Below are 21,725 nucleotides of genomic sequence, written 5' to 3'. Positions count from 1 at the left end.
ATAGACTGAAGCCTAAATCTACCCTGTCGTCATTGGTTATATGAGTGCAGTTTTGGTGTTAGGTAGTTGGGAGTGTTCTGAAATTTCAGTTTTCTTCGTTGTTGCGCTAAAGTAGCCGATGGTTATTGATTAAGAGGTTAGTGTGTTAAATAAGTTAGTAGAAGGTTTCCTTTGGGGGACGGGATTTGCACTGTCATCGGCTGGAATCTATGTGGCATTTCTGATGTATACAGCGGCTGGAATTGACTATGCAATTAAAAAAGAGTCAAAAGAAATTCGTGAAATGGCCCTCAAGGAAATGGAGGCTGGTGTAACATTTGATGTTATCTCATCGACTGTTGTCGATAAGAAAGTCTTTGTCGGTATGAAGGCCGAAGGAACGTTGGCAGGTCCTATGACTTCGCAGATATTCAATGCAAAGCTAGTATTGTTCTCGGAAGGAAATCTAGCAGGGGTTTGTTACAGCTCGCTGGACAGTCAAATCGGAAGCGGGGAGAAAGATATTTATTTACAAGGTAGCTGCAGGCCTATTTTCTACCCGGCTGAAGATGTTGATGAAGTTAAGGCAATCCCAGTCTGGCTAGGGCTCGAAAATCTTTAGCATAAAAAAACCGGCTCCTCTTTCGAGTGCCGGTTTTTTTATTCGATCGCGTTTTGTTTTCAGTAGAAGCCGATCAGTTCAGTGAGCTACATAAGCTGGTTTTAAAACCCGCCTAAATCCACTCTGTCGTCATTGATCTTTTGTGCGTCTGAACACGTTCTTTTCAGAACCTCAAAACCCAACCGTTATATCTGAGCTTAGCCCACTTTCTGCGCGTTTGTAGTAAACAGCAGGGCAGTGGGCTAATTACCTCTAAAACTTAAACAGCTTTCAGAGGGATAGCTGGACGAGCCAGATCTTCAGATGGTGGAGCGAAAGAAGTCAGGTTAATACCTTCAACTGCTGCTTTGTACTCTTCCAGAGTCGGGAAACGACCCAGGATAGTAGACAGAACAACCATTGGCGTAGAGCCTAACAGAGACTCACCTTTCTTCTCAGCGCTGTCTTCTACAACACGGCCTTGGAACAGACGGGTAGAAGTCGCCAGAACAGTGTCACCCGCTTCGGCTTTTTCCTGGTTACCCATACACAGGTTACATCCAGGACGCTCTAAGTACAGGATGTTCTCGTAAGCAGTACGGGCAGCTTCTTTCGGGTTGTCATCGTCGAACGTGAAGCCAGCGTATTTAGACAGGATGTCCCAATCGCCTTCCGCTTTCAGTTCGTCAACGATGTTGTACGTTGGTGGCGCAACAACCAGTGGTGCGTTGAACGTGATAGGACCGTTCTTCTCCAGGTTACGCAGCATGGCAGCGATGATTTGCATGTCACCTTTGTGAACCATACAAGAACCAACGAAGCCCAGGTCAACTTTACGGCCATCGTAGTAAGAAGTCGGACGGATCACATCGTGAGTGTAACGCTTCGATACGTCTTCGTTGTTTACGTCTGGGTCAGCAATCATTGGCTCGTCGATTGCGTCCAGATCAACTTCAACTTCTGCGTAGTACTTAGCGTTGTCGTCTGGAGCCAGAGCAGGTGCTTCGCCAGATTTAACTTCAGCGATACGCTTGTCAGCCAGGTCGATCAGACCTTGCAGCATGCCCGCTTCGTTTTCCATACCTTTGTTGATCATGATCTGGATACGGGACTTAGCCAGTTCCAGAGACTTGATCAGAGTTTCATCGGTAGAAATACAGATAGAAGCTTTCGCTTTCATTTCTGCAGTCCAGTCGGTGAAGGTGAAGGCTTGGTCAGCCAGCAGAGTACCGATTTGTACTTCGATCACACGGCCCTGGAATACGTTTTCGCCAGAGAACTTCTTCAGCATCTGCGCTTGAGTCGCGTGTACGATGTCACGGAAGTCCATGTGTGGCTTCATGTTGCCTTTGAAGGTTACCTTCACAGACTCTGGGATTGGCATTGCTGCTTCACCAGTTGCCAGTGCGATTGCAACAGTACCGGAGTCAGCACCGAACGCCACACCTTTGGACATACGGGTGTGAGAGTCACCACCGATGATGATCGCGCGATCGTCAACAGTAATGTCGTTCAGTACTTTGTGGATTACGTCAGTCATGGAGTGGTAAACGCCTTTCGGGTCACGTGCAGTGATTACACCGAATGCGTTCATGAACGCCATCAGCTTAGGCGTGTTGGCCTTAGCTTTGTTGTCCCATACAGAAGCTGTGTGACAACCAGACTGGAATGCACCATCAACATCAGGAGAGATAGTAGAAGCAGCCATGGCTTCCAGTTCCTGACAAGTCATAGGACCAGTGGTGTCCTGAGAACCAACGATGTTCACTTTAACGCGAACGTCAGAACCCGTGTGCAGTGGAGTCTTAGAAGTAACACCAACAGCGTTGCGGTTGAAGATCTTCTCAACTGCAGTCAGGCCTTGGCCTTCGTTGGAAATTTCTTTAGAAGCAGCGTAAACAACTGGCGCTTCAACGCCCAGAGTTTCAGCAGCGAACGTCTGGATCTTCTTACCAAAAGTTACCGCGTAAGAACCGCCAGCTTTCATGAATTCCACTTTTTGTGGCGTGAAAGCGTCGCTCACGTCAGACAGTACATTGCCTTCGCTGTCGAGCAGTTTCTTAGCTTTAGTATCGATGGTCAGAACGGTACCGGTAGCAACAGAGTAGGCTTCTTCCAGTACTGGATCGCCGTTTGCGTCACGTACGATTTCGCCGTTAGCGTCGGTTTTCTTAACCCAGTTTTTCAGGTCAAGACCGATACCACCGGTTACACCAACCGTGGTCAGGAAGATCGGTGCGATACCGTTAGTACCCGCAACGACCGGACGGTTGTTGATGAAAGGAATGTAGGGAGAAGTCTTCTCACCCGCCCACAGTGCAACGTTGTTAACACCAGACATACGTGAAGAACCAACACCCATGGTGCCTTTCTCAGCGATCAGCATCACTTTAGCGTCTGGGTTGTCTTCACCCATCTTCTTAATTTCTTGCTGTGCTTCTGGAGTGATCATGCACTGGCCGTGCAGTTCACGGTCAGCACGGGAGTGAGACTGGTTACCTGGAGACAGTAAGTCAGTCGAGATATCACCTTCCGCAGCGATGTAGGTGATCACTTTGATTTGCTCTGGGATGTCGTCCAGCTTGGTGAAGAACTCAGCTTTTGAGTAGCTTTCCAGAATGTCTTTTGCGATGGCGTTGCCCGCTTTGAAAGCGTCAGCCAGACGAGCGGTGTCCGCGTTGTACAGGAATACCTGAGACTTCAGAACTTCGCCAGCAGCAGCGTTGTTAGCGTCGTCAGACAGAGCGATGTCCAGCAGCGCTTCAACAGAAGGACCACCTTTCATGTGAGACAGTTGCTCTAACGCGAACTCGGCAGAGATTTCAGCAACCGTTTCTGCACCGGTAACGATGTCTTTCAGGAACTTAGCTTTTACACCAGCCGCAGGAGTAGTACCTGGCAGAGTGTTGTAGATGAAGAAGTTCAGAGAAGCTTCGCGCTCAGCATTGCCAGTGTCTTTGATCTGGGCAATGATTTCAGACAGCAGTTCTGCACTGTCGATTGGTTTTGGGTTCAGACCCAGGTCCTTTTTACGAACCTCAATTTCTTCTAAATATTCTGAATACAAGCTCATCGCTTCATCCCTCATCTAATGACATCCGCCGACACACTGCAGTTCATGACGCCGCATCGCCTTTGGATAGTTAAACATTCACACGGAATTTAAGCCGGTAATTATAGGCCATACCGTGTTTGGGGTTAAGGAAGCCAATGGTCGAATAGCTCATAAATTGTCCTTATTCAGCTTATGTTCGATATCACTGGTGTGAATATTGACGTGTGCTGCAGGGTAAATGAAAGTCACTCGTATTTCCGATCTTCTAAGAGGTCAAAGACGCCATAAATTCGCTCAAAAATTGGCACAATTGGCTGCTGCGCCGCGTTATGTCGCTGGTTATGGTGGACAAAGCTAAAAATAACAATTCAACGAAAAAACCGTGAAAGGATCATGCTGATGAGTGAATCCGGAGCAACGCCAGCGACCCATAAACGTACCTGTTGCCTATGTGAAGCCACCTGTGGCCTTGAGATAACGACTCAGGGCCAGGGAGCAGAAAAACAGATTCTGTCGATAAAAGGCGATAAGTATGACCCATTCAGTCGCGGCTATATCTGTCCGAAAGCGACGGCGTTACAGGATCTGCATGACGATCCGGATCGGTTAACCCAGCCGGTTAAAAAAATGTCTGATGGACGTTGGAAAACAATCAGCTGGAAGCAGGCTATTCGTGAAGCGGTTGCCGGGTTAAAAGGTGTACAAAAACGTCACGGCCGAGATTCCATTGGCAGTTATCTGGGGAATCCCAACGTTCATAATTACGGCAATCTGCTGGTTGGTCCGATGCTATTAAAAGCGCTGGGGTCAAAGAATAAATTCTCTGCCACCTCGGTCGATCAGTTACCACACCATATGGCCAGCTATTTTATGTTTGGTCATCAGCTGTTAATGCCGATACCGGATATCGATCACACTGATTTTATGCTCATTATCGGCGGTAATCCGGTGGCCTCGAACGGTTCGATAATGACGGTACCGGATATCAAAAATCGACTGAAAGCGATTAATGAGCGCGGTGGCCGTGTTGTGCTGGTTGATCCACGCCGCACTGAAACGGCAAAGTATGCGCAGCGGCACCTGTTTATTAAACCCGGCCAGGATATTTTGTTGCTACTGTCTTTGTTGTTTGTATTTACCCATGAACAACAATTACCGGCTTTGCCGGAATATGTCGATAGCGCGGATTTAAAATCGTTGTGTGGCGAATTTTCCCCAGAAAATACCGCTGCCATTACTGGCATCGACGCGAGAGCGCTACGCGAACTGGCGGCACAATGGTTAGCGGCGAAATCCGCCGTGTGTTATGGCCGTATGGGCGTTTCGGTGCAGGAATTTGGTGGCTTGTGCCAGTGGCTGATAAACGTGCTTAACGTTATTACGGGTAATTTTGACCGTCAGGGTGGTGCCATGTTTACCCGGCCCGCGGTGGATTTACCGGCTGTACTGGCCGCTCGTGGTAGTCGCGGACATTACGATTTATACCGCTCACGTGTGCGCGATTTACCGGAATTCGGTGGCGAATTTCCGGTAGCCGCACTGGCCGAGGAAATTCTCACCAAAGCCGATAAGAGCAAGGGTGAGACTCAGATCAAAGCTATGGTGACCGTTGCTGGTAATCCGATTGTGGCCACGCCAAACAGCCAGCAATTAACGAAAGCGTTTGAGTCACTCGACTTTATGGTGTCAGTCGATGGTTTTATTAATGAAACCACGCGCCATGCCAACATTATTCTACCCCCGGTAAGTCAGCTGGAGCGCGATCATTATGATTTGATTTTTAATAATTTTGCGGTGCGCAATGTCGCGAAATATTCTCAGCCTTTATTTACTCCGGCAAAAGGCAGCAAGCATGATTGGCAGATTCTGCTGGATCTGGCTTCGGGATTTAACTCGGGGGCTCATGCCGGGCCGGTTAAAAAACGACTCACCAACTGGCTGACCTATCAGTCGATTCGTTGGTTAAAACCCAAAGGTGTTTTAAATAAATTACTGGCCAGCGGAAAATCCGGGCTGGATATTAAAACGCTCGAAAATTCGCCACAGGGGATTGATCTTGGGGAGTTAACACCGCAAATGCCGCAACGTTTATTCCATAAAAATAAACGCCTGGTGTTAACCCCGGATATTTATTTACAAGAATTGAACCGGGTAAAAGTATCTTTGTTGCAACGTATGGCACCGGAATTTGTACTCATTGGGCGCCGCCATATTCGCTCGAATAACTCCTGGATGCACAACAGTCGTCGCCTGATTAAGGGAGCTAACCGCTGTACGCTGATGCTGAATCCGCAGGACGCAGAAAAGCTGAACGTCAGTGATGGCGGGCGGTTGAACGTGAAATCGCGGGTTGCTTGCTTGCAGGTGCCGGTGGAAATTACCGACGAACTGATGCCGGGTGTTGTCAGTTTACCGCACGGTTATGGTCACGGTCAGAAAGGGGTGCAGCTGAATCAGGCACAGATCAATCCCGGGGTAAACACCAACGAATTAACCGATGACTTATTTATCGACCAATTGACCGGTAACAGCGCCTTAAATGGTGTGCCAGTGGAGCTGTGCGCGGTGGATCAGGCGGTGCCTTCCATTGCGACTTCCGAAGTCGCTTGATGTGGAGCGGGGTTTTAGCATCCGGTATTCATCAGCTACCGGATTTGTCCGGCGCGTTCGGAATGGGGTGCAAAACGCCAGGGCAGCAAATCTGATTACGGCCATTGGATTTGGCGTTGTACATGCGCAGATCAGCTTGCTCAATCAGTTCATCGGCCGAGGTCATTGTTTCGGCATCGAAACAGGCAACGCCAATGCTTACGGTGATAAAGGGTGCGATGCTGGATGCCTTGTGCTCCAGCTGAACGGTGCGTATTTTTTTCTCCAGTATCAGTGCCACGCTGTTGGCCCCCTGAAGGTCTGATCCCGGCAATAACGCCACAAATTCTTCGCCACCAAAGCGGGCCGCAAGATCGGCAGGACGCTTGGCACACAGGCGAATCAGTGCAGCTATTTTCTGCAGGCAATGATCGCCCTCCAGGTGGCCGTATGCATCGTTGTATTGCTTAAAAAAATCGACGTCCAGCATGATCAGGGACATGGGGCTGCGGTCACGGCGGCAGCGCAACACTTCCCATTCGATCACTTCGTCAAAATGGCGGCGATTCGACAGCCCGGTCAGGGAATCCGTGCGGGATAAATGTTCGACGCGCTTTTTATCGCTGATGTCGGTGGCCACCAGTGCAATGCCGTCTTCGACTTCATCAACACGAAAGTCTGGCTGAATGGTAATGCTGAGCCACGAGTTGGTGCCGAATTTATCGTGGATTTGCAGCTCGCCCGACCACAAGCGATTGTCTTGGATAGCAGCCTTCATTTGCTGAAATTGCTGGCACTCCGGGTTGGTCAGCAAATTTCTGAAGGGGGTGTTGATCAGTTCATCCGGGGCATACTGCGTCAGGTTGGCCAGCGCTTTCGACACCAGAATAAAATCCAGGTCGGGCGACAACACACAGGCGTGAACCCATTGATTAATCACCCGGAGATAATCCTGCATGGCGCCATTGATGCGACTCAGCTCCTGGGTTTTTTCTTTTACCCGCGCTCGTAAACGACGATTGTTAAAATAATGGAAGCTGCTGAACAGACTGATGATCAGCAATGCTGCAGAACCTGCTCTGAGCCACTCGTCACTGATGATTGGTTGGTTGATATGATCGAGGTAATGAATGCCCTGCAGAGTTGAAGCTTCGGGTGCTTTGCCGGTCTTTTTATAGACCTCTGCGATACGCAACAAACGATTCTGGCTGAAGTAGCCCAACTCAATGGCGTCAGCACGAATCATTTTTTCAGTCATCTGGGCTTCATATAACAGACTTTCGATTGATGTGTCCGGTGTCAGATTGTTGTGTATCCAGACCGCCATTTCTTGCGGATTATTCAGTGCATACTGCCAGCCTTTCAGCGTCGCACGGCGAAACGCCAATACCTGCTGACTATTGGCCCTGAAGTAACTCTCTTCGACAAAAATCAAGTCGCCATACAGGTCGATGCCGTAACTGCTCGGGGCGATCAGGTTGATGTCGATACCGGCATCCGCAAAATCGAAAGGTTGACTGGTACTGTAGATGGAAATGGCATCGACATGTCCGTTGCTCAGATCTTGGTTGTTAAACGAGTGGGGCACATGAGTGATGTCGTCAGGCGTAATTGAAAACTCAGCGAACATTGCCTGTAACGCCGCGTCGTCCGCGTCTTTCACATACATGACTCGTTTGTTCTTGAGATCGAGCGGACTGACCAGCTCTCTGCTTTTCAGTGTGGCCAGAACCAACGGCGAGCTCTGGAATACAGCGGCAATGACAACTGGCTTTTTGCCCTGAAGTCGCGCCAGTACCAGGCTAGAGTCGGAGACACCGAACTGTGCTTCACCGTCGATGACACTTTGTAGGGGGGACTTAGCGGGATTGGCTTCGCGGATATCGACATTCAGGCCTTCGTCAGCGAAATAGCCCTGAGTTTGCGCGGCATAAAACCCGGCAAACTGAAAGTTGTGTTTCCATTTTAATTGTAAAACCACACTTTGCTGCGCACTGGCGGTAGCGGAAAAGTATGATAACAACAGCAATATAGCTGGCATCCATGCGACTCGGAACGAATTTCTTCGATAGGTCACAGGCGAATGTCTTTATAACTAAGTGTCGTTAAAGTATGGAAGTGTCACCGTTGAATGCAATGACAGCGTGTTTGCATTGCGTAAGTGGCAAATGTAATTTTATGTTATGGCGCAGCGATAACTGCGCCAGGCGAGCCGTTATGCGGCGGTTGATTAACCGATTTTTCCGGTTACCCGGGCACGCTTGCTGCCAACTTCGATCGGATCTTTCTTCGCTTCGGCGGCCTGTTTGATCTGATCGTCGATAATGTTCTTAACGGCGATTAATAACCCCATGGCGACAAAAGCCCCCGGTGGCAGAATGGCAAACAGGAAATCCGGGTAGTCCCGTACTAACTCGATTTTCCAGTCTGATGCCATTGGACCAAACAACAACTGCATATCTGAGAAGATTACACCCTGACCGAGAATCTCGCGCATCGCACCCAATACCACTAATACCGCGGTAAATCCCAGCGCCATCATAAAGCCATCAACGACCGACGGCAGGATAGGGTTCTTACAAGCGAAGGCATCGGCACGACCTAAAATCGCGCAATTGGTAACAATCAGCGGAATAAAAATTCCAAGCACCTGATACAGCTCGTAGGTAAATGCCTGCATGACCAACTCTGCGACCGTAACATACGAGGCAATGATCATGACAAATGCCGGTAACCGGACGGCTTCGGATACGTGGTTACGGATCAGTGATACCGACAGATTTGAACCGACCAATACCATCATCGTCGCCAGACCCAGGCCCAAGGCATTAACAACCGAACCGGTAACCGCCAGCAAAGGACACAAACCCAGCAGTTGAACCAGAGCCGCGTTGTTGTTCCATAAACCGTCGAGGCTGATGTCACGTAAAGATTTAGTGGCCATTAGCGTATCTCCACGGAAGCTGTTTGCGGCGAGTCATCGGATTGGGAGCGGGCGCTGGTTTGCGGCTCAACCAAGCGGCTGTTCAGAATCTGCGCTTTGTGTTGATCAAAGAATTTCAGCGCACGCTTAACCGCCCGAACGACGGCGCGAGGAGTGATCGTAGCGCCGGTAAACTGATCAAAATCGCCACCGTCTTTTTTCACATTCCAGCGGCTTTCGTCCGGACTGAACAGGGACTTAGCAGTAAAGGACAGTACCCAATCGGATTTTTTAACATCGACTTTATCGCCCAATCCGGGTGTTTCTTTGTGTTCAATAATTCGGACACCTGCCAATGTACCATCCGATTTAACACCCACAATCATAGAGATATTGGTGGTGTAACCGTCCGGAGCGACGGCGGGGATAATGGCGGTATGCACCAGTCCTTGATGGCGAGCCAGATGAATTTTGGCGTCGTCAGCAATTGGGCCTAATAGCTGCTGGTTAAAGTCATCATTAATGGTCAGGGTATCGTTCAGCAAATCATTATCGTACTGACTGGCTGGCACAATTTCATTTAATGCCTGAGCTTCGGCCTGGCGGATGTTGTTTTCAATACGTTCCTTGGTACCTACCTGAGCTATGGCAATAGCCCCGGCGGTAACCAGAGCGAATAACGCGAGACCAGTGGCGTTATCGCGGATGGAAAGCAGAAGTTCTCTCATGGTGTGCTCTCCTTAATTGTCTTTCGCAGCCAAACCGCGTTTGGCTTTTTTATGGCCATAGGTACGAGGTTGGGTGTAGGCATCAATAAACGGTGCGGCAAAATTCATCAGAATTACGGCAAACGCGACGGCGTCCGGGTAAGCACCCCAGGTACGAATGATATAGAGCAAAATGCCAATACCAGCTCCGTAAATCAGCTTTCCTCGCACTGTGGTGGAGGCTGAAACCGGGTCGGTGGCGATAAAGAACGCCCCCAGCATGGTCGCCCCGCTCAACAGATGCAGCGACAACGGCGTATACATGTCTTCATCCCACCCCAGCAGCAAGGAGCAGATTGCCAGTGCCGCTAACATGGAAACCGGAATGTGCCAGCTGATGATTTTCCGCCAGAGTAAGAACAGGCCACCCAGCAAATATGCCAGATTTATCCACTCCCAGCCGCCATTGAGCCAACCGTTGAAGGTGCTTTGTTGCAGCACCACATCGGAGGTTTCTTTAGCAATCAGGTGCTTATACGCATCCAGTGGAGTCGCGCCGGTATAGGCATCGACAACGGAAACACCATCCGTTGTTGCTGTGCCAAAAATCGCTGTCAGGGTGCTGCTGATATCGGCAAAACCACTCCCCGTCATTTGCGATGACAACGCCCAGTTAGTGGTCATTTGTACCGGGAAGGACACCAGAACCAGTGCATAACCAATCATGGCCGGGTTGAACGGATTATTTCCCAGGCCGCCATACAGTTGCTTAGAGAATACAATGGCAAAGCTGGTCGCCAGAACCGTGATCCACCACGGCGCAAAAGGCGGTAATGCCAAACCAAGCAACACACCGGTCAGCAGGGCCGTATTGTCTTTCAGAAAGAAAGCCAGCGGCCGTTTACGGATTTTCAGCACAGCGGCTTCGCAAATCACTGCCGTTATGCCTGCCATGACGACGTTGATCAGGGTGCCGAAGCCGAATAAGCCGGTGGCCACAGCCAAACCCGGTAAGGTGGCCAGAATCACCGTCAGCATAACATTGCTGGTGCTGTTTGAGCCGTGGGTGTGTGGCGATGACAGGGTAATCAGTGCCATCAGGCATCTCCCTCTGCAGTAGCGACCGCTTGCAGCTGAAGTAGCTCGGCTTGCAGTGCATTGAGTTTGTCTTGTTGTTTGTTAACCGCTTTGGTCAGTGCATCGACGGTTTCCAGACCTTGCTCCTGAGCCATTGCCAGACGTTCCTGAGCCTTAGCGACGCGATCCTGCTGAGCACGGATCTTTTTTTGCAGCGCCTCCAGCTCTTCACTGTTTGCCTGATCTGACACAGGCGCAGCGGTTTCTGCGGCGCAGCCGGCTTTTTCTTCGCCATTGCCGTTAAGCGCTTGTGTCAGTTGAGCTTTGACTTCATCGACCTTGCCTTGTTGGCGTTCGATGCCCGATTTTAAGGCGTCAACAGTGTCCAGGCCTTCCTCCTCGGCTTGTTTCAGGCGAGTGAGGGCGGTCTCTAACCGCGTTTGTAATGTTTCCAGTTTGCGCTGCAAGCGTTCCGGCGTGTTCGGATCGCCTTTATCAGAGGCGACATGCTCTGGTGTCGATTCTGATGCTGTCTGGGCTGCTTTTTCGGCCTTTTTAGCCTCCGCAATCTGTTTCGCCAGCGCTTTTATCTTGTCCTGAGTTTTCGCCAGAGCAGATTCAAAGGCCGGTACCTTGCTTGCTTTCTCCGGGTCCTCTTTGGCGGCAGCAATTTTTTCTTCGGTCTTACTCTTTGCCGTTTGTGCCGCGGCCAGCTGTTTTTGCAATTTTTCCAGCTCGGCCGGGTCGAAGGCGGGTGCAGCGGTGGCGGCGCCGCTGGTGTTGCTGGCAGCCAGGCGCTCATCGTAAGCGGTTTTTGCATCGTCTACCCGAGCCTGCTGTTTACTGATGCTTTCTTCCAGCGCAGCGACCGTATCCAGGCCTTGTTCCTTAGCATCGGCCAGGCGTTTCTGGGCGGTATCTAAGCGAGCCTGGGCGGTTTCCCATTTTTTCTTTAACCGTTCCGGGGAATTCGGGTCGCCTTTGTCGTTGTCGGAAGCAGGCATTGCTGTAACCGACTTTGCGGCTTTTTTCGCTTCGGCAATTTGTTTTGCCAGCGTCTTAATTTTTTCCTGAGTTTTCTCCAGTGCCGCTTCAAACGCCGGAATCTTCTCTGACTGAGCCGCGTCCTCTCGGGCGTTATCAAGCTTTTCCTGAGTTTTCTTCAATGCCGATTGAGCGCCATCCAGCTGCTTCTGCAGTTTTTCCAGCTCAGCGCTGTTGGCTGGAGCGGCAGAGGCATTAGCCGTTGCTGAGGCCGCTGCTTTTTTCGCGCTCTGGGCCTTGGTTGCTGCTTCAGCACGGGCTTTTCGTTTGGCTTCTTTTTCAGCTTTTTCACGTTCCTGGCGAGCAATGCGGTTTTCGAAACGTTCTTTTGCCTTTTCGGCTTTGGCCTGGGCAGCACGTTCTTCACGCACGGCACCTTTGGCGTAGCGGTAATATTGCACCAGTGGGATATGGCTTGGGCAGACGTATGAGCAAGCGCCACATTCAATGCAATCGAACAGGTTGTGTTGCTCGGCTTTGTCGAATTCCTGGGCTTTGCTGAACCAGTAAAGCTGCTGCGGCAGCAGTTCAGCAGGGCAGGCATCGGCACACATGCCACAACGAATACAGGCCATGGCGATATCGTTCGGCGGCAGCTCTTTATCGGTTGGTGCCAGTAAGCAGTTGGTGGTTTTGACCACCGGCAAGTCAAGCGACGGCAGCGCAAATCCCATCATCGGGCCACCCATAATCACGCGCTCTCGTTTCTGCTGCTGATAACCTGCCTGTTGCAACAGGAAATTGACCGGGGTGCCTAATAACACTTCCCAGTTACCTGGTTGCTGGTTGGCGTCGCCGGTTAAGGTAGTGATACGGCTGATCAACGGTGTGCCGTGATACACCGCGTCAGAAATGGCCGCGACAGTACCGACGTTCTGACAGACGATACCCAGGTCGGCCGGGATACCGCCCGCTGGTACTTCTTCTCCCGTCAGAATCTGAATCAGCTGCTTTTCACCGCCGGAGGGGTATTTTGTTGGAATAACAACCACATCAATATGATGCTCTTCATGAAGTGCGACCAGCGCAGCATTCAATGCGTCAGCAGCCTCGGGTTTGTTGTCTTCAACACCAATCAGACAGCGTTTGGCGCCGAGAATATGAAGCAGAATCTGAGCTCCGGAAATCACCTGGTGGGCGCGTTCACGCATCAACATGTCGTCGGCGGTGATATACGGCTCACACTCGGCACCATTGATAATGAGGGTGCTGATGTCGCGCTTACCGGTACGTAATTTGACGGATGTCGGAAAGCCTGCACCACCCATTCCAGCGATACCACAATCGCTGATGTGATTGACCAGATCGGAGGTGTCCAGATCGTTAATATCGTCAACACCACGTTTGCCTAACAGTCCCTTGCGTTCAATCCATTCATCATTGCCGTCACTGTCAATGACAATGCACAATTCTTCCAGGCCAGAGGCATGGGGCACCTGACGAGGTTCGATCGCAGTGATGGTGCCGGATGTCGGCGCGTGCAGTGGTACGCTGACAAACCCGTTGGCTTCCGCCAGCATCTCACCTTTAAGGACCTTATCACCCACCTTGACCAGAGGTTCAGACGGTGCGCCGATGTGCTGGTGTAATGGCAAAATCAGTTGTGGAGCAACCGGTGCCTGTTGGATTGGCTGTCCGGTTGATTGGGTTTTGTTTTCTGCCGGGTGAATACCGCCGTCAAAATCATACAGGCGAATCAAATTGGTCATGCGGCACCTCGCTCATCATCGTCGTTGGCCGACTCAGGCTGTTCGGTGACGTCGTTGACAATGGCGGGGGTTTTATCTGTAGCAATCAATTCCACTCCGGAGGTTGGCGCTTGCCAATACCAGCTGCTCTTATCGGTGCTGACTGGCACCATATCAATACAATCGACTGGGCACGGTTCTACGCACAGGTCACAACCTGTGCACTCGTCTGATATGACGGTATGCATTTGTTTTGCTGCGCCGAGGATGGCGTCAACCGGACAGGCTTGAATGCACTTTGTACAGCCGATGCATTCATCTTCGCGAATCACAGCAACGTTAGTAACGTCGTTTTCGGCCCCGTGCTCTGCATCCAGCGGTTCAGGTTCAACGCCCAGCAAATCTGCCAGGGCCTGAATGGTGCTCTCACCGCCCGGAGGGCATTTATTGATTTTATCGCCATTGGCGATGGCTTCGGCGTAGGGCTTACAGCCCGGATAAGAACACTGGCCGCACTGAGTTTGTGGTAATAGGTTATTGATCTGGTCCACGATGGGATTGCCTTCAACCTTGAAGCGCACGGCAGCAAAGCCCAGTACGCCACCAAAGACAGCGGCGAGGATTACCAAGACAGTAACGGCTATCAGAATAGCGATAACAGCAGTAGACATACTATTCAAACACCCTTAAATGCTGACCAGGCCAGTAAAGCCAAGAAAGGCCAGTGACATCAAACCTGCGGTAATCATGGCAATGGCCGATCCCTGAAATGGTTTAGGCACGTCGGCCACGGCAATACGTTCACGCATAGCGGCAAACAGCACCATGACTAAAGAAAAGCCAACCGCAGCTCCGAAGCCGTAAAGAATGGACTCAACAAAACCATTGTCGCGTTTTATGTTCAGTAATGCGACGCCCAACACGGCGCAGTTGGTGGTAATCAAAGGCAGAAATATACCTAAAACACGGTAAAGAAGTGGACTGGTTTTCCGGATAGCCATTTCGGTAAAACCGACAACAACAGCAATCACCATGATAAAACTGATCGTTTTCAGGTAGGCCAGATCAAACGGCAGCAGAAGGTAGGTGTACACCAGGTAGCTGCATACCGACGCCAGTGTCAGTACAAAGGTGGTTGCGGCACCCATACCAATGGCGGTTTCGAGTTTGTTCGACACACCCATAAAAGGGCACAGACCCAGGAATTGCACCAATACAAAGTTATTCACCAGTATGGTGCTCACCAGAATCAGCAGATAATCAGTCATCGGTGTACTCTTGCTTGTCCGCATTTAACAGCGGGTTGTTAATGGCGGCGAGTAGAGCTGAGCCATCACGGTTTAATTATTGCCGCGCATTATCACAAATTTGCGATATTTCCTACAAGATGGTCTTTGCTGGTTTTAATCACAAAATGGAATAAGCTTAGCGGCGGACATAGCTAATGAGCCGATTTGCAGAGGTTCTGTTGGTTTTTGCGGAGTTACCGATAATAGCCAATAACCTATTTTGTTATTACTGGTCGGTCAGAACGGCTGCGATTACAGGAAGTTGCTTGAGAAGTCGTAGCGCAGTCCAGCGCTGATCTGAGTCATTGAATCACTGGATTCTGTTCCTTGATACAGATATTCGAGGTGGATGCGCGCATTATTCATCAGCTGTTTTTCCAACGTCAGGTTAATGCCGGAAAAAGATCGGCTTGAATCGGTTTTGTCGCCGTCATCGTAGTCAAAGTAGCCGGTTTTAACGGTGAACCGCCGCCGCAGCGGATAGGCCAGCGACACATCCATGCTACTGCGGTCGATGTCTTTGCCAGTGGGGGGCTTGAATGCAATATTCTGATGGGCGACGGCGATGTATAAATCTGAAATGGTTGTACGGAATGCCAATGCCCGGATTTTTACCTGATCACCAACCAGGTCATTATTGACCTTGTCAGCCCCGGTCGAATCGACATAGGCAGCAGCGATATACACAATGCCCGCATCCCATGAAACACCGGCATTGAAGGTATCGGCTGTGTTTTCGCCACGACTGCCATCGGTTCGGACAGCCGCGAGCAGCCTCAGACCGTTGCGCTGATATTCATACATCGTGGCATTATCCATGAAAAAATTGTCAAAGCCTGCTGTCGTATCTCCGTGCGAGAAAGCGGTACCGTTATAGCCAAAGGGACTGGCATTGTGATTAAAAATATCGATGTGTTCGCCGACCAATAAATAGTGGGGTGGGCGCTGTTTGCCCAGGGTCAGTTTACCGTAATTACTTGAAATACCGGCGAGTGCCAAACGTGCCCCGTCGAATTGACCCTCGTCAGCAATATTGATGCGCCATTCACCCTGAAAAAAAACGTTGGTGGATTCCAAGACATCCGTTGATCCTCTCAGGCCAAAGTAAGAAAGTCCGTCCTGGATATCCGTAGTGGTTTTTTCATCGTCGTCATTGTAGGTCAGCACCGGGCGAAAACTGCCGTATAGCGACAGGGCGGAATCCCTGGGTGTTTGCGCTTTACGCGCTCGTATTTTTTCAATTTCCTGTTCCAGCTGCGACAGTCGTTTTTCGATATCGGCAAAAACAGGATGGGGGATAAGCAGTAATGAAGCAGTAACCGCGACGATGACAATCAGAGCGGGCATAAAGCCTCCGGATGTTTCTCGGATAACTTCAGTGTAGGAATATAAATTGTAGGAATTTGCGAAAGTCTCTTTTTAAGTCAATCTCGTATCAAAACAGTCTTTTTTAATAGCCAGAATGTCTGTCGGTGGAAATTGTTGCTTATCTACGTAGAATTCCCGCCATTGTACGATGATTTTTATAGGAATAGATGGTGGTTCAACTTACCCAGACCCAGGTGGAGCAAGCGTTAGCTGGTTACACCGACCCTTACCTGAATCAGAATCTGGTTTCAGCGGGAGCCATTAGGAACATTGAAATTAATGGTGACCAGGTCACGGTCGATATTTTTCTTGGTTATCCGTCTGAGTATCTGAAAGACGGTATTGCGCAAATGTTGGTGGTGGCACTGGAAAATATTGATGAGTGCGCCAGTGCATCGGTGAATGTGAGCTGGCAGGTTGCTGATAACCCAGCAACGCAGGCAATTGAAGCCATTGCTGAGGTAAAAAATATTGTTGCCGTGGCTTCTGGTAAGGGCGGCGTTGGCAAATCCACCACGTCGGTCAACCTGGCCTTGGCACTCGCCAAAGACGGTGCTCGCGTAGGCTTGTTGGACGCCGATATCTATGGTCCCAGTCAGGGCATTATGCTGGGCGTCGAAGACGGTACCCGTCCCGAAACCGTTGATGGCAAATGGTTTGTGCCGGTTGAAGCTCATGGTATTAAAACCATGTCGATGGCCTACCTTGTGACGGAAGAAACTCCAATGGTCTGGCGCGGACCTATGGTTGCAGGGGCATTGCAGCAGATTATGACCCAGACCCGTTGGGGTGAGTTGGATTATCTGATCATTGATATGCCTCCGGGTACCGGTGATATCCAATTGACCCTCAGCCAGAAGTTTCCGGTAACCGGTTCAGTCATTGTTACAACGCCTCAGGATATTGCGCTGGCAGATGCTAAAAAAGGTGTTGAGATGTTCCGGAAGGTGAATATTCCGGTGCTGGGTATGATCGAAAATATGAGCATGCATATTTGCTCCAGTTGTGGACATGCGGAGCATATCTTCGGTGAAGATGGTGCCGAGCGACTGGCTGAAAGCTATCAGACCGACGTGTTAGGCTCCCTGCCATTGTCGAAGTATATTCGTGAGCAAAGCGACGCGGGGACGCCGGTGGTTGCAGCGGATGACTGTTCTGAGGTGAGTATGATGTATCGCCATGCCGCCCGGAAAATGGCGGTGGTGCTGGCAAAGGCTGCTGAATCGAATGCGGTGGTGCCTGATATTCAGATCTCTGATGATTAATCGCCCAGTGCGGTTCTGTGCTTAGCCCGGTTTACGCCGGGCTTTTTGATTAAGCTTGATGCTGACATTTTATAATAATGCGTAATTCGCCTATCTGAATACCACCTCTGTTATGCATGATCATTTTTCTGCTATAAACGATCATTTACCCCTTCTGCAATACCGTTAAACTGGGCGCATAACAAATAACTAGCTGAATCAGGCTAACCCTCTCTGGAGACCGTATAGAGATGAGTCATTACCCTCATGTTTTTGAGCCGTTAGATCTTGGCTTTACGAAATTAAAAAACCGCGTCGTTATGGGTTCTATGCACGTAGGTCTGGAAGACCGTCCGTGGCACTTTGATGAAATGGCGGAGTACTTTGCCGAGCGTGCGCGCGGTGGTACGGGTTTGATGGTGACCGGTGGTTTTTCTCCCAACCGTCGCGGTGACCTGCTGCCATTTGGCTCCAAGTTAATTTCTGGCTGGCAGGTTCCATTCCACAAGAAGGTAACCACAGCGGTCCACGAAGCGGCAGCAGACAGTAAAATCCTGTTGCAGATTCTGCATGCAGGTCGTTATGGCTACACGCCATTCAACGTTGCACCATCGGCGGTTAAATCGCCAATTACACCCTTCAAGCCAAAAGAGCTGAGCGGTAAGCAGATCGAGAAAACCATTGATGATTACGTTCGCTGCGCCAAGCTGGCCCAGAAAGCGAATTACGATGGTGTCGAGATCATGGGCTCTGAGGGCTACTTCATTTGTCAGATGATCAACAAGCGCGTAAATAAGCGCACCGATGAGTGGGGTGGCTCTTACGAAAACCGCATGCGTTTCCCGCTGGAAGTTGTTCGCCGTATACGTGAAGCGGTGGGCGATGAATTTATCCTGATGTTCCGTCTGTCGATGCTGGACCTGGTAGAAGACGGCTCAGAAATGGACGAAGTATTGCAGTTGGCGCAAGCGCTTGAGAAAGTGGGTGTTACCATCATCAATACAGGCATTGGCTGGCACGAAGCTCGTGTTCCAACCATTGTGACTTCTGTTCCTCGTGCTGCGTTTGTCGATGTCACGGCGAAAGTGAAAGAAGTTGTCAGCGTTCCAGTTGTCGCGTCTAACCGTATTAACATGCCAGACACGGCTGAAGATATTATCTCCAGCGGCAAAGCCGATATGATTTCGATGGCCCGTCCTCTGCTGGCCGATTCTGAGTGGGCTAATAAAGCACGAACGGGTAGAGCCGACGAGATCAACACGTGTATCGCCTGTAACCAGGCTTGTCTGGATCATACCTTCCAGATGAAGCGTGCCAGTTGTCTGGTGAACCCTCGCGCCGGTCATGAAACCCAACTGATTTATAAAACGGTTGGTCAGGCCAAAAAAGTGGCGGTGGTTGGCGCCGGTCCAGCTGGTTTGGCATGCGCAAATGTTGCCGCACAGCGTGGCCACAACGTTACCCTGTTTGAGGCCCGCGAACACATTGGTGGCCAATTCAACTACGCCGCCCGGATTCCAGGTAAAGAGGAATTCCACGAAACCATTCGTTATTTCCACAAGATGATTGAAGTGCACAATATTGATCTGCGCCTGAACACCTGGGTGGATGCAGATCAGCTGAAAGCAGAAGGTTTTGATGAAGTAGTTATCGCCTCGGGTGTTGAGCCTCGTGTGCCTAACATGCCCGGTGTCGATCACCCGAAAGTCGTGACCTATCAGCAGGTTCTGGATAGTGGCATGGAGCTGGGTAAAAAGGTCGCGGTTATGGGTGCTGGTGGTATCGGCTTCGATATGTGTGAATACCTCACTCACGAAGGTCCATCGCTGACATTGGATAAAGATGCATGGATGAAGGAATGGGGTGTTGATGGTCAGAACGAGAACCGCGGTGGTCTGAAGCCTCAGGAAATCGAAGAGTCACCCCGCAAGGTGTATATGTTGCAGCGTAAAGCGTCTTCCTTCGGTAAAGGGTTGAATAAAACTTCCGGCTGGGTGCATCGTGCTGTGGTTGCCATGAAGGGCGTTGAAACCATCGGTGGTGTCAGCTATGACAAAGTAGACGATGACGGTCTGCACGTAACCATTACAACCGGTAAGAAGGGCGAAGAAGTGTCCGAATCCCGCATACTGGATGTTGATCATGTTGTACTGTGTGCCGGTCAGGTATCCGTCAGTAAATTGCATCAGCAGCTGGAGCAGGACGAAACTAAAACGTTTAATCTGCACCTGGTTGGCGGTGCTGAATTTGCCGGTGAACTGGATGCTAAACGCGCGATTCGTCTGGCAAGTGAGCTGGCATCTGAGCTGTAGTGAGAAAGTCGTTAAGGGCGATTTTTAAAGGCAATAAAAAACGGGCTAATGGCCCGTTTTTTATTGCCTTCGATTCAGAATCTATTAAGCAACATTCGCTAAAAACTAGTGCAATCAGCTGTCGATTTTTTTCGGAATTAACAAGCGAAACCCCGCCCCCGATTGATAATCCGGGTCCAGGAATATTTCACCTTTGAGGCGCTGGTGAACAATGTTGTATACCAGGTGCATCCCAAGACCAGTGCCGCCCTGGCCACGCTTAGTGGTATAGAAGGGTTCAAAGATCTTCTGACGGGCTTCTTTACTTAAGCCTTTGCCATCATCGGTATAACGAATGACGGCATTGCCACGCTCCTCCGCAGCCACGATGCGAATAACACCATCGCTCTTGTCCTCGTAACCGTGAATTAATGAGTTCATCACCAGGTTGGTAATCACCTGTGAAATCGCGCCCGGATAAGTGCTCATACGCAATTGTTCAGAGCAATCAATCTCGACCTTATGCTTGGTTTGTTTAAACTTCGGTGACAGGGTTTCCAGGATCTCGGTCAGGTATTCTTTCAGCGAAAAATCACGGATGTGTTCTCCGGTCTGATCTTCCGACACCTGCTTAAAGCTCTTAATCAGATGCGCAGCTCGTTGCAGATTTTTATCGAGGATTCCGAGGCTTTCCTCCATCATGCGGATAAAATCTTCGAAGTCCTGCTTGGTCATCTTTCCGGTATCAAACATCGACCGTATCTGTTGGTAGTGATCGTTGATATAGGAATGAATGGTGATACATAACCCAAGTGGTGTATTTATCTCATGCGATATACCAGCCACCATACCACCCAGTGACGACAGTTTTTCTGCTTCGATCAGTTTCCCCTGGGTCGCGTGCAATTCCTGCAGAGTCTGATTCAATTCATCAACGGTGCGCTGCAGGCTTTGAGTTCTCTCACCCACACGGTCTTCCAGCTCGGCGTTCATAATGCGCAATTGTTGCTGAGCCAGCGTCTTTTGTTGCAGCTCATCGTTCATTGCCGCACTTAAGGCATTAAAGGCATGCACCAGGATATCAATCTCATCACGGGCGCTCGATTCTCTCAACGACAGCGGCATAAAGCTGTCGTTGTTGATGCGATGATTGACTTCCAGCGCCATATGGCGAATCCGTGCATTGATCAGCCGATGAACCACCAGAGCCAGCAGCGATGCCAGTAACATCATACTGATCAGCTGCGCCACCATATTGGACAGGGCGGTTTTGGTGGCCGATGCAAATACAGCATCGTGGTCGAAAGCAACTTCGAGTTTGCCCAGCAGTTTGTTATTGAAAAAGATATCGATGGTCTCGATTTTGCCGTGATGGGGTCGTGAGCCGTCCTCGATATTAAGATTGAGATTATCAGTTACCCGAACGTAACTGATTGCATCGAGGTTCATAATCCCTTTTACCTGAGTACGTATCTGTACCTCATCGTAGAACCACAAGCTCGACCCCAGTGATTCTTTGTAACCAACAGCGACAGCCTCCAGACGTTCAGGAAAAGTATCGGTTTGTTGCTGATAATTCCAGGCAACAATGATGGCACTGATCGCCAGGGACAAGGTGACTGATGCAACGGCGAAGTAAAGAATAATGCGCCACACCAGCGAGTGGTGCCATTGTTGCCCGATAGTGCCTTTGCTTACCGGGTTTGATGATGTTGATGTATCCATTCGCTCAGGGCGGCCTGTTATTAGCTGGAATCGTAAATTAACCTCAGTCTAGCTGAATTTCATCTCCTGCGCTGACGGATATGGACTTTTGTTGAACCTTGCACGGGCCTGCACGAGCGGTTACTGATACAGGCCGTTATTGATG

Annotated in this window: 14 protein-coding genes; 4 read left to right on the top strand and 10 right to left on the bottom strand. The window is 50.1% G+C overall.

The window, feature by feature from the left end:
* Positions 1 to 142: 142 nt before the first annotated feature.
* Positions 143 to 601 (top strand): hypothetical protein, encoded by a 459-nt coding sequence (locus MK185_05350; GenBank protein MCH2040038.1) that lies wholly within the window; start codon positions 143 to 145, stop codon positions 599 to 601.
* Between the two features lie 259 nt (positions 602 to 860).
* On the opposite strand, the gene MK185_05345 is transcribed toward MK185_05350, so the two are convergent.
* Complete coding sequence (locus tag MK185_05345) at positions 861 to 3,653, bottom strand: bifunctional aconitate hydratase 2/2-methylisocitrate dehydratase (protein MCH2040037.1); 2,793 nt, start codon at positions 3,651 to 3,653, stop codon at positions 861 to 863.
* Positions 3,654 to 4,034: 381 nt separating this feature from the next.
* Here MK185_05345 and MK185_05340 point away from each other — a divergent pair, with 381 nt between their 5' ends.
* Positions 4,035 to 6,245 carry a molybdopterin oxidoreductase family protein gene (locus tag MK185_05340; GenBank protein MCH2040036.1) on the top strand — a complete coding sequence of 737 codons (2,211 nt, stop codon included), beginning with the start codon at positions 4,035 to 4,037 and terminating at the stop codon, positions 6,243 to 6,245.
* A 31-nt stretch (positions 6,246 to 6,276) separates the two neighbouring features.
* Here MK185_05340 and MK185_05335 read toward each other — a convergent pair whose 3' ends face one another.
* The 8 genes from MK185_05335 to MK185_05300 all read right to left on the bottom strand — a co-directional run bounded on the left by MK185_05335 (position 6,277) and on the right by MK185_05300 (position 16,299).
* Positions 6,277 to 8,265 (bottom strand): ABC transporter substrate-binding protein, encoded by a 1,989-nt coding sequence (locus MK185_05335; protein MCH2040035.1) that lies wholly within the window; start codon positions 8,263 to 8,265, stop codon positions 6,277 to 6,279.
* A 189-nt stretch (positions 8,266 to 8,454) separates the two neighbouring features.
* A complete protein-coding gene (locus tag MK185_05330; protein ID MCH2040034.1) occupies positions 8,455 to 9,168 on the bottom strand; it encodes an electron transport complex subunit E in 714 nt (237 codons plus the stop codon).
* Positions 9,168 to 9,875: an electron transport complex subunit RsxG gene (rsxG, locus tag MK185_05325; protein MCH2040033.1), complete on the bottom strand. Its 708-nt coding sequence runs from the start codon at positions 9,873 to 9,875 to the stop codon at positions 9,168 to 9,170. The genes MK185_05330 and rsxG overlap by 1 nt, the downstream gene beginning before the upstream one ends.
* Positions 9,876 to 9,887: 12 nt before the next feature.
* Positions 9,888 to 10,952 (bottom strand): electron transport complex subunit RsxD, encoded by a 1,065-nt coding sequence (gene rsxD / locus MK185_05320; protein MCH2040032.1) that lies wholly within the window; start codon positions 10,950 to 10,952, stop codon positions 9,888 to 9,890.
* Complete coding sequence (rsxC, locus tag MK185_05315; GenBank protein ID MCH2040031.1) at positions 10,952 to 13,684, bottom strand: electron transport complex subunit RsxC; 2,733 nt, start codon at positions 13,682 to 13,684, stop codon at positions 10,952 to 10,954. Before rsxC ends, rsxD begins: the two co-directional genes overlap by 1 nt.
* Entirely contained in the window at positions 13,681 to 14,334 is a 654-nt protein-coding gene (gene rsxB, locus MK185_05310; GenBank protein MCH2040030.1) for an electron transport complex subunit RsxB, read from the bottom strand. Before rsxB ends, rsxC begins: the two co-directional genes overlap by 4 nt.
* A gap of 15 nt (positions 14,335 to 14,349) precedes the next feature.
* A complete protein-coding gene (rsxA, locus tag MK185_05305; protein MCH2040029.1) occupies positions 14,350 to 14,931 on the bottom strand; it encodes an electron transport complex subunit RsxA in 582 nt (193 codons plus the stop codon).
* A gap of 273 nt (positions 14,932 to 15,204) precedes the next feature.
* Positions 15,205 to 16,299 carry a porin gene (locus MK185_05300; GenBank protein MCH2040028.1) on the bottom strand — a complete coding sequence of 365 codons (1,095 nt, stop codon included), beginning with the start codon at positions 16,297 to 16,299 and terminating at the stop codon, positions 15,205 to 15,207.
* Between the two features lie 191 nt (positions 16,300 to 16,490).
* On the opposite strand from MK185_05300, the gene apbC reads away from it, so the two are divergent.
* Positions 16,491 to 17,585 carry an iron-sulfur cluster carrier protein ApbC gene (gene apbC, locus MK185_05295; GenBank protein MCH2040027.1) on the top strand — a complete coding sequence of 365 codons (1,095 nt, stop codon included), beginning with the start codon at positions 16,491 to 16,493 and terminating at the stop codon, positions 17,583 to 17,585.
* Positions 17,586 to 17,815: 230 nt separating this feature from the next.
* A complete protein-coding gene (locus tag MK185_05290; protein ID MCH2040026.1) occupies positions 17,816 to 19,876 on the top strand; it encodes an NADPH-dependent 2,4-dienoyl-CoA reductase in 2,061 nt (686 codons plus the stop codon).
* A gap of 114 nt (positions 19,877 to 19,990) precedes the next feature.
* On the opposite strand, the gene MK185_05285 is transcribed toward MK185_05290, so the two are convergent.
* Positions 19,991 to 21,580 (bottom strand): ATP-binding protein, encoded by a 1,590-nt coding sequence (locus MK185_05285; GenBank protein MCH2040025.1) that lies wholly within the window; start codon positions 21,578 to 21,580, stop codon positions 19,991 to 19,993.
* Positions 21,581 to 21,725 lie beyond the last annotated feature (145 nt).

This window comes from Saccharospirillaceae bacterium (assembly GCA_022448365.1).
Classification (GTDB): domain Bacteria; phylum Pseudomonadota; class Gammaproteobacteria; order Pseudomonadales; family Oceanobacteraceae; genus Bacterioplanoides.
Note: the sequence above shows the minus strand (reverse complement) of the source record. Positions and strands in the feature narration are given on the sequence as shown.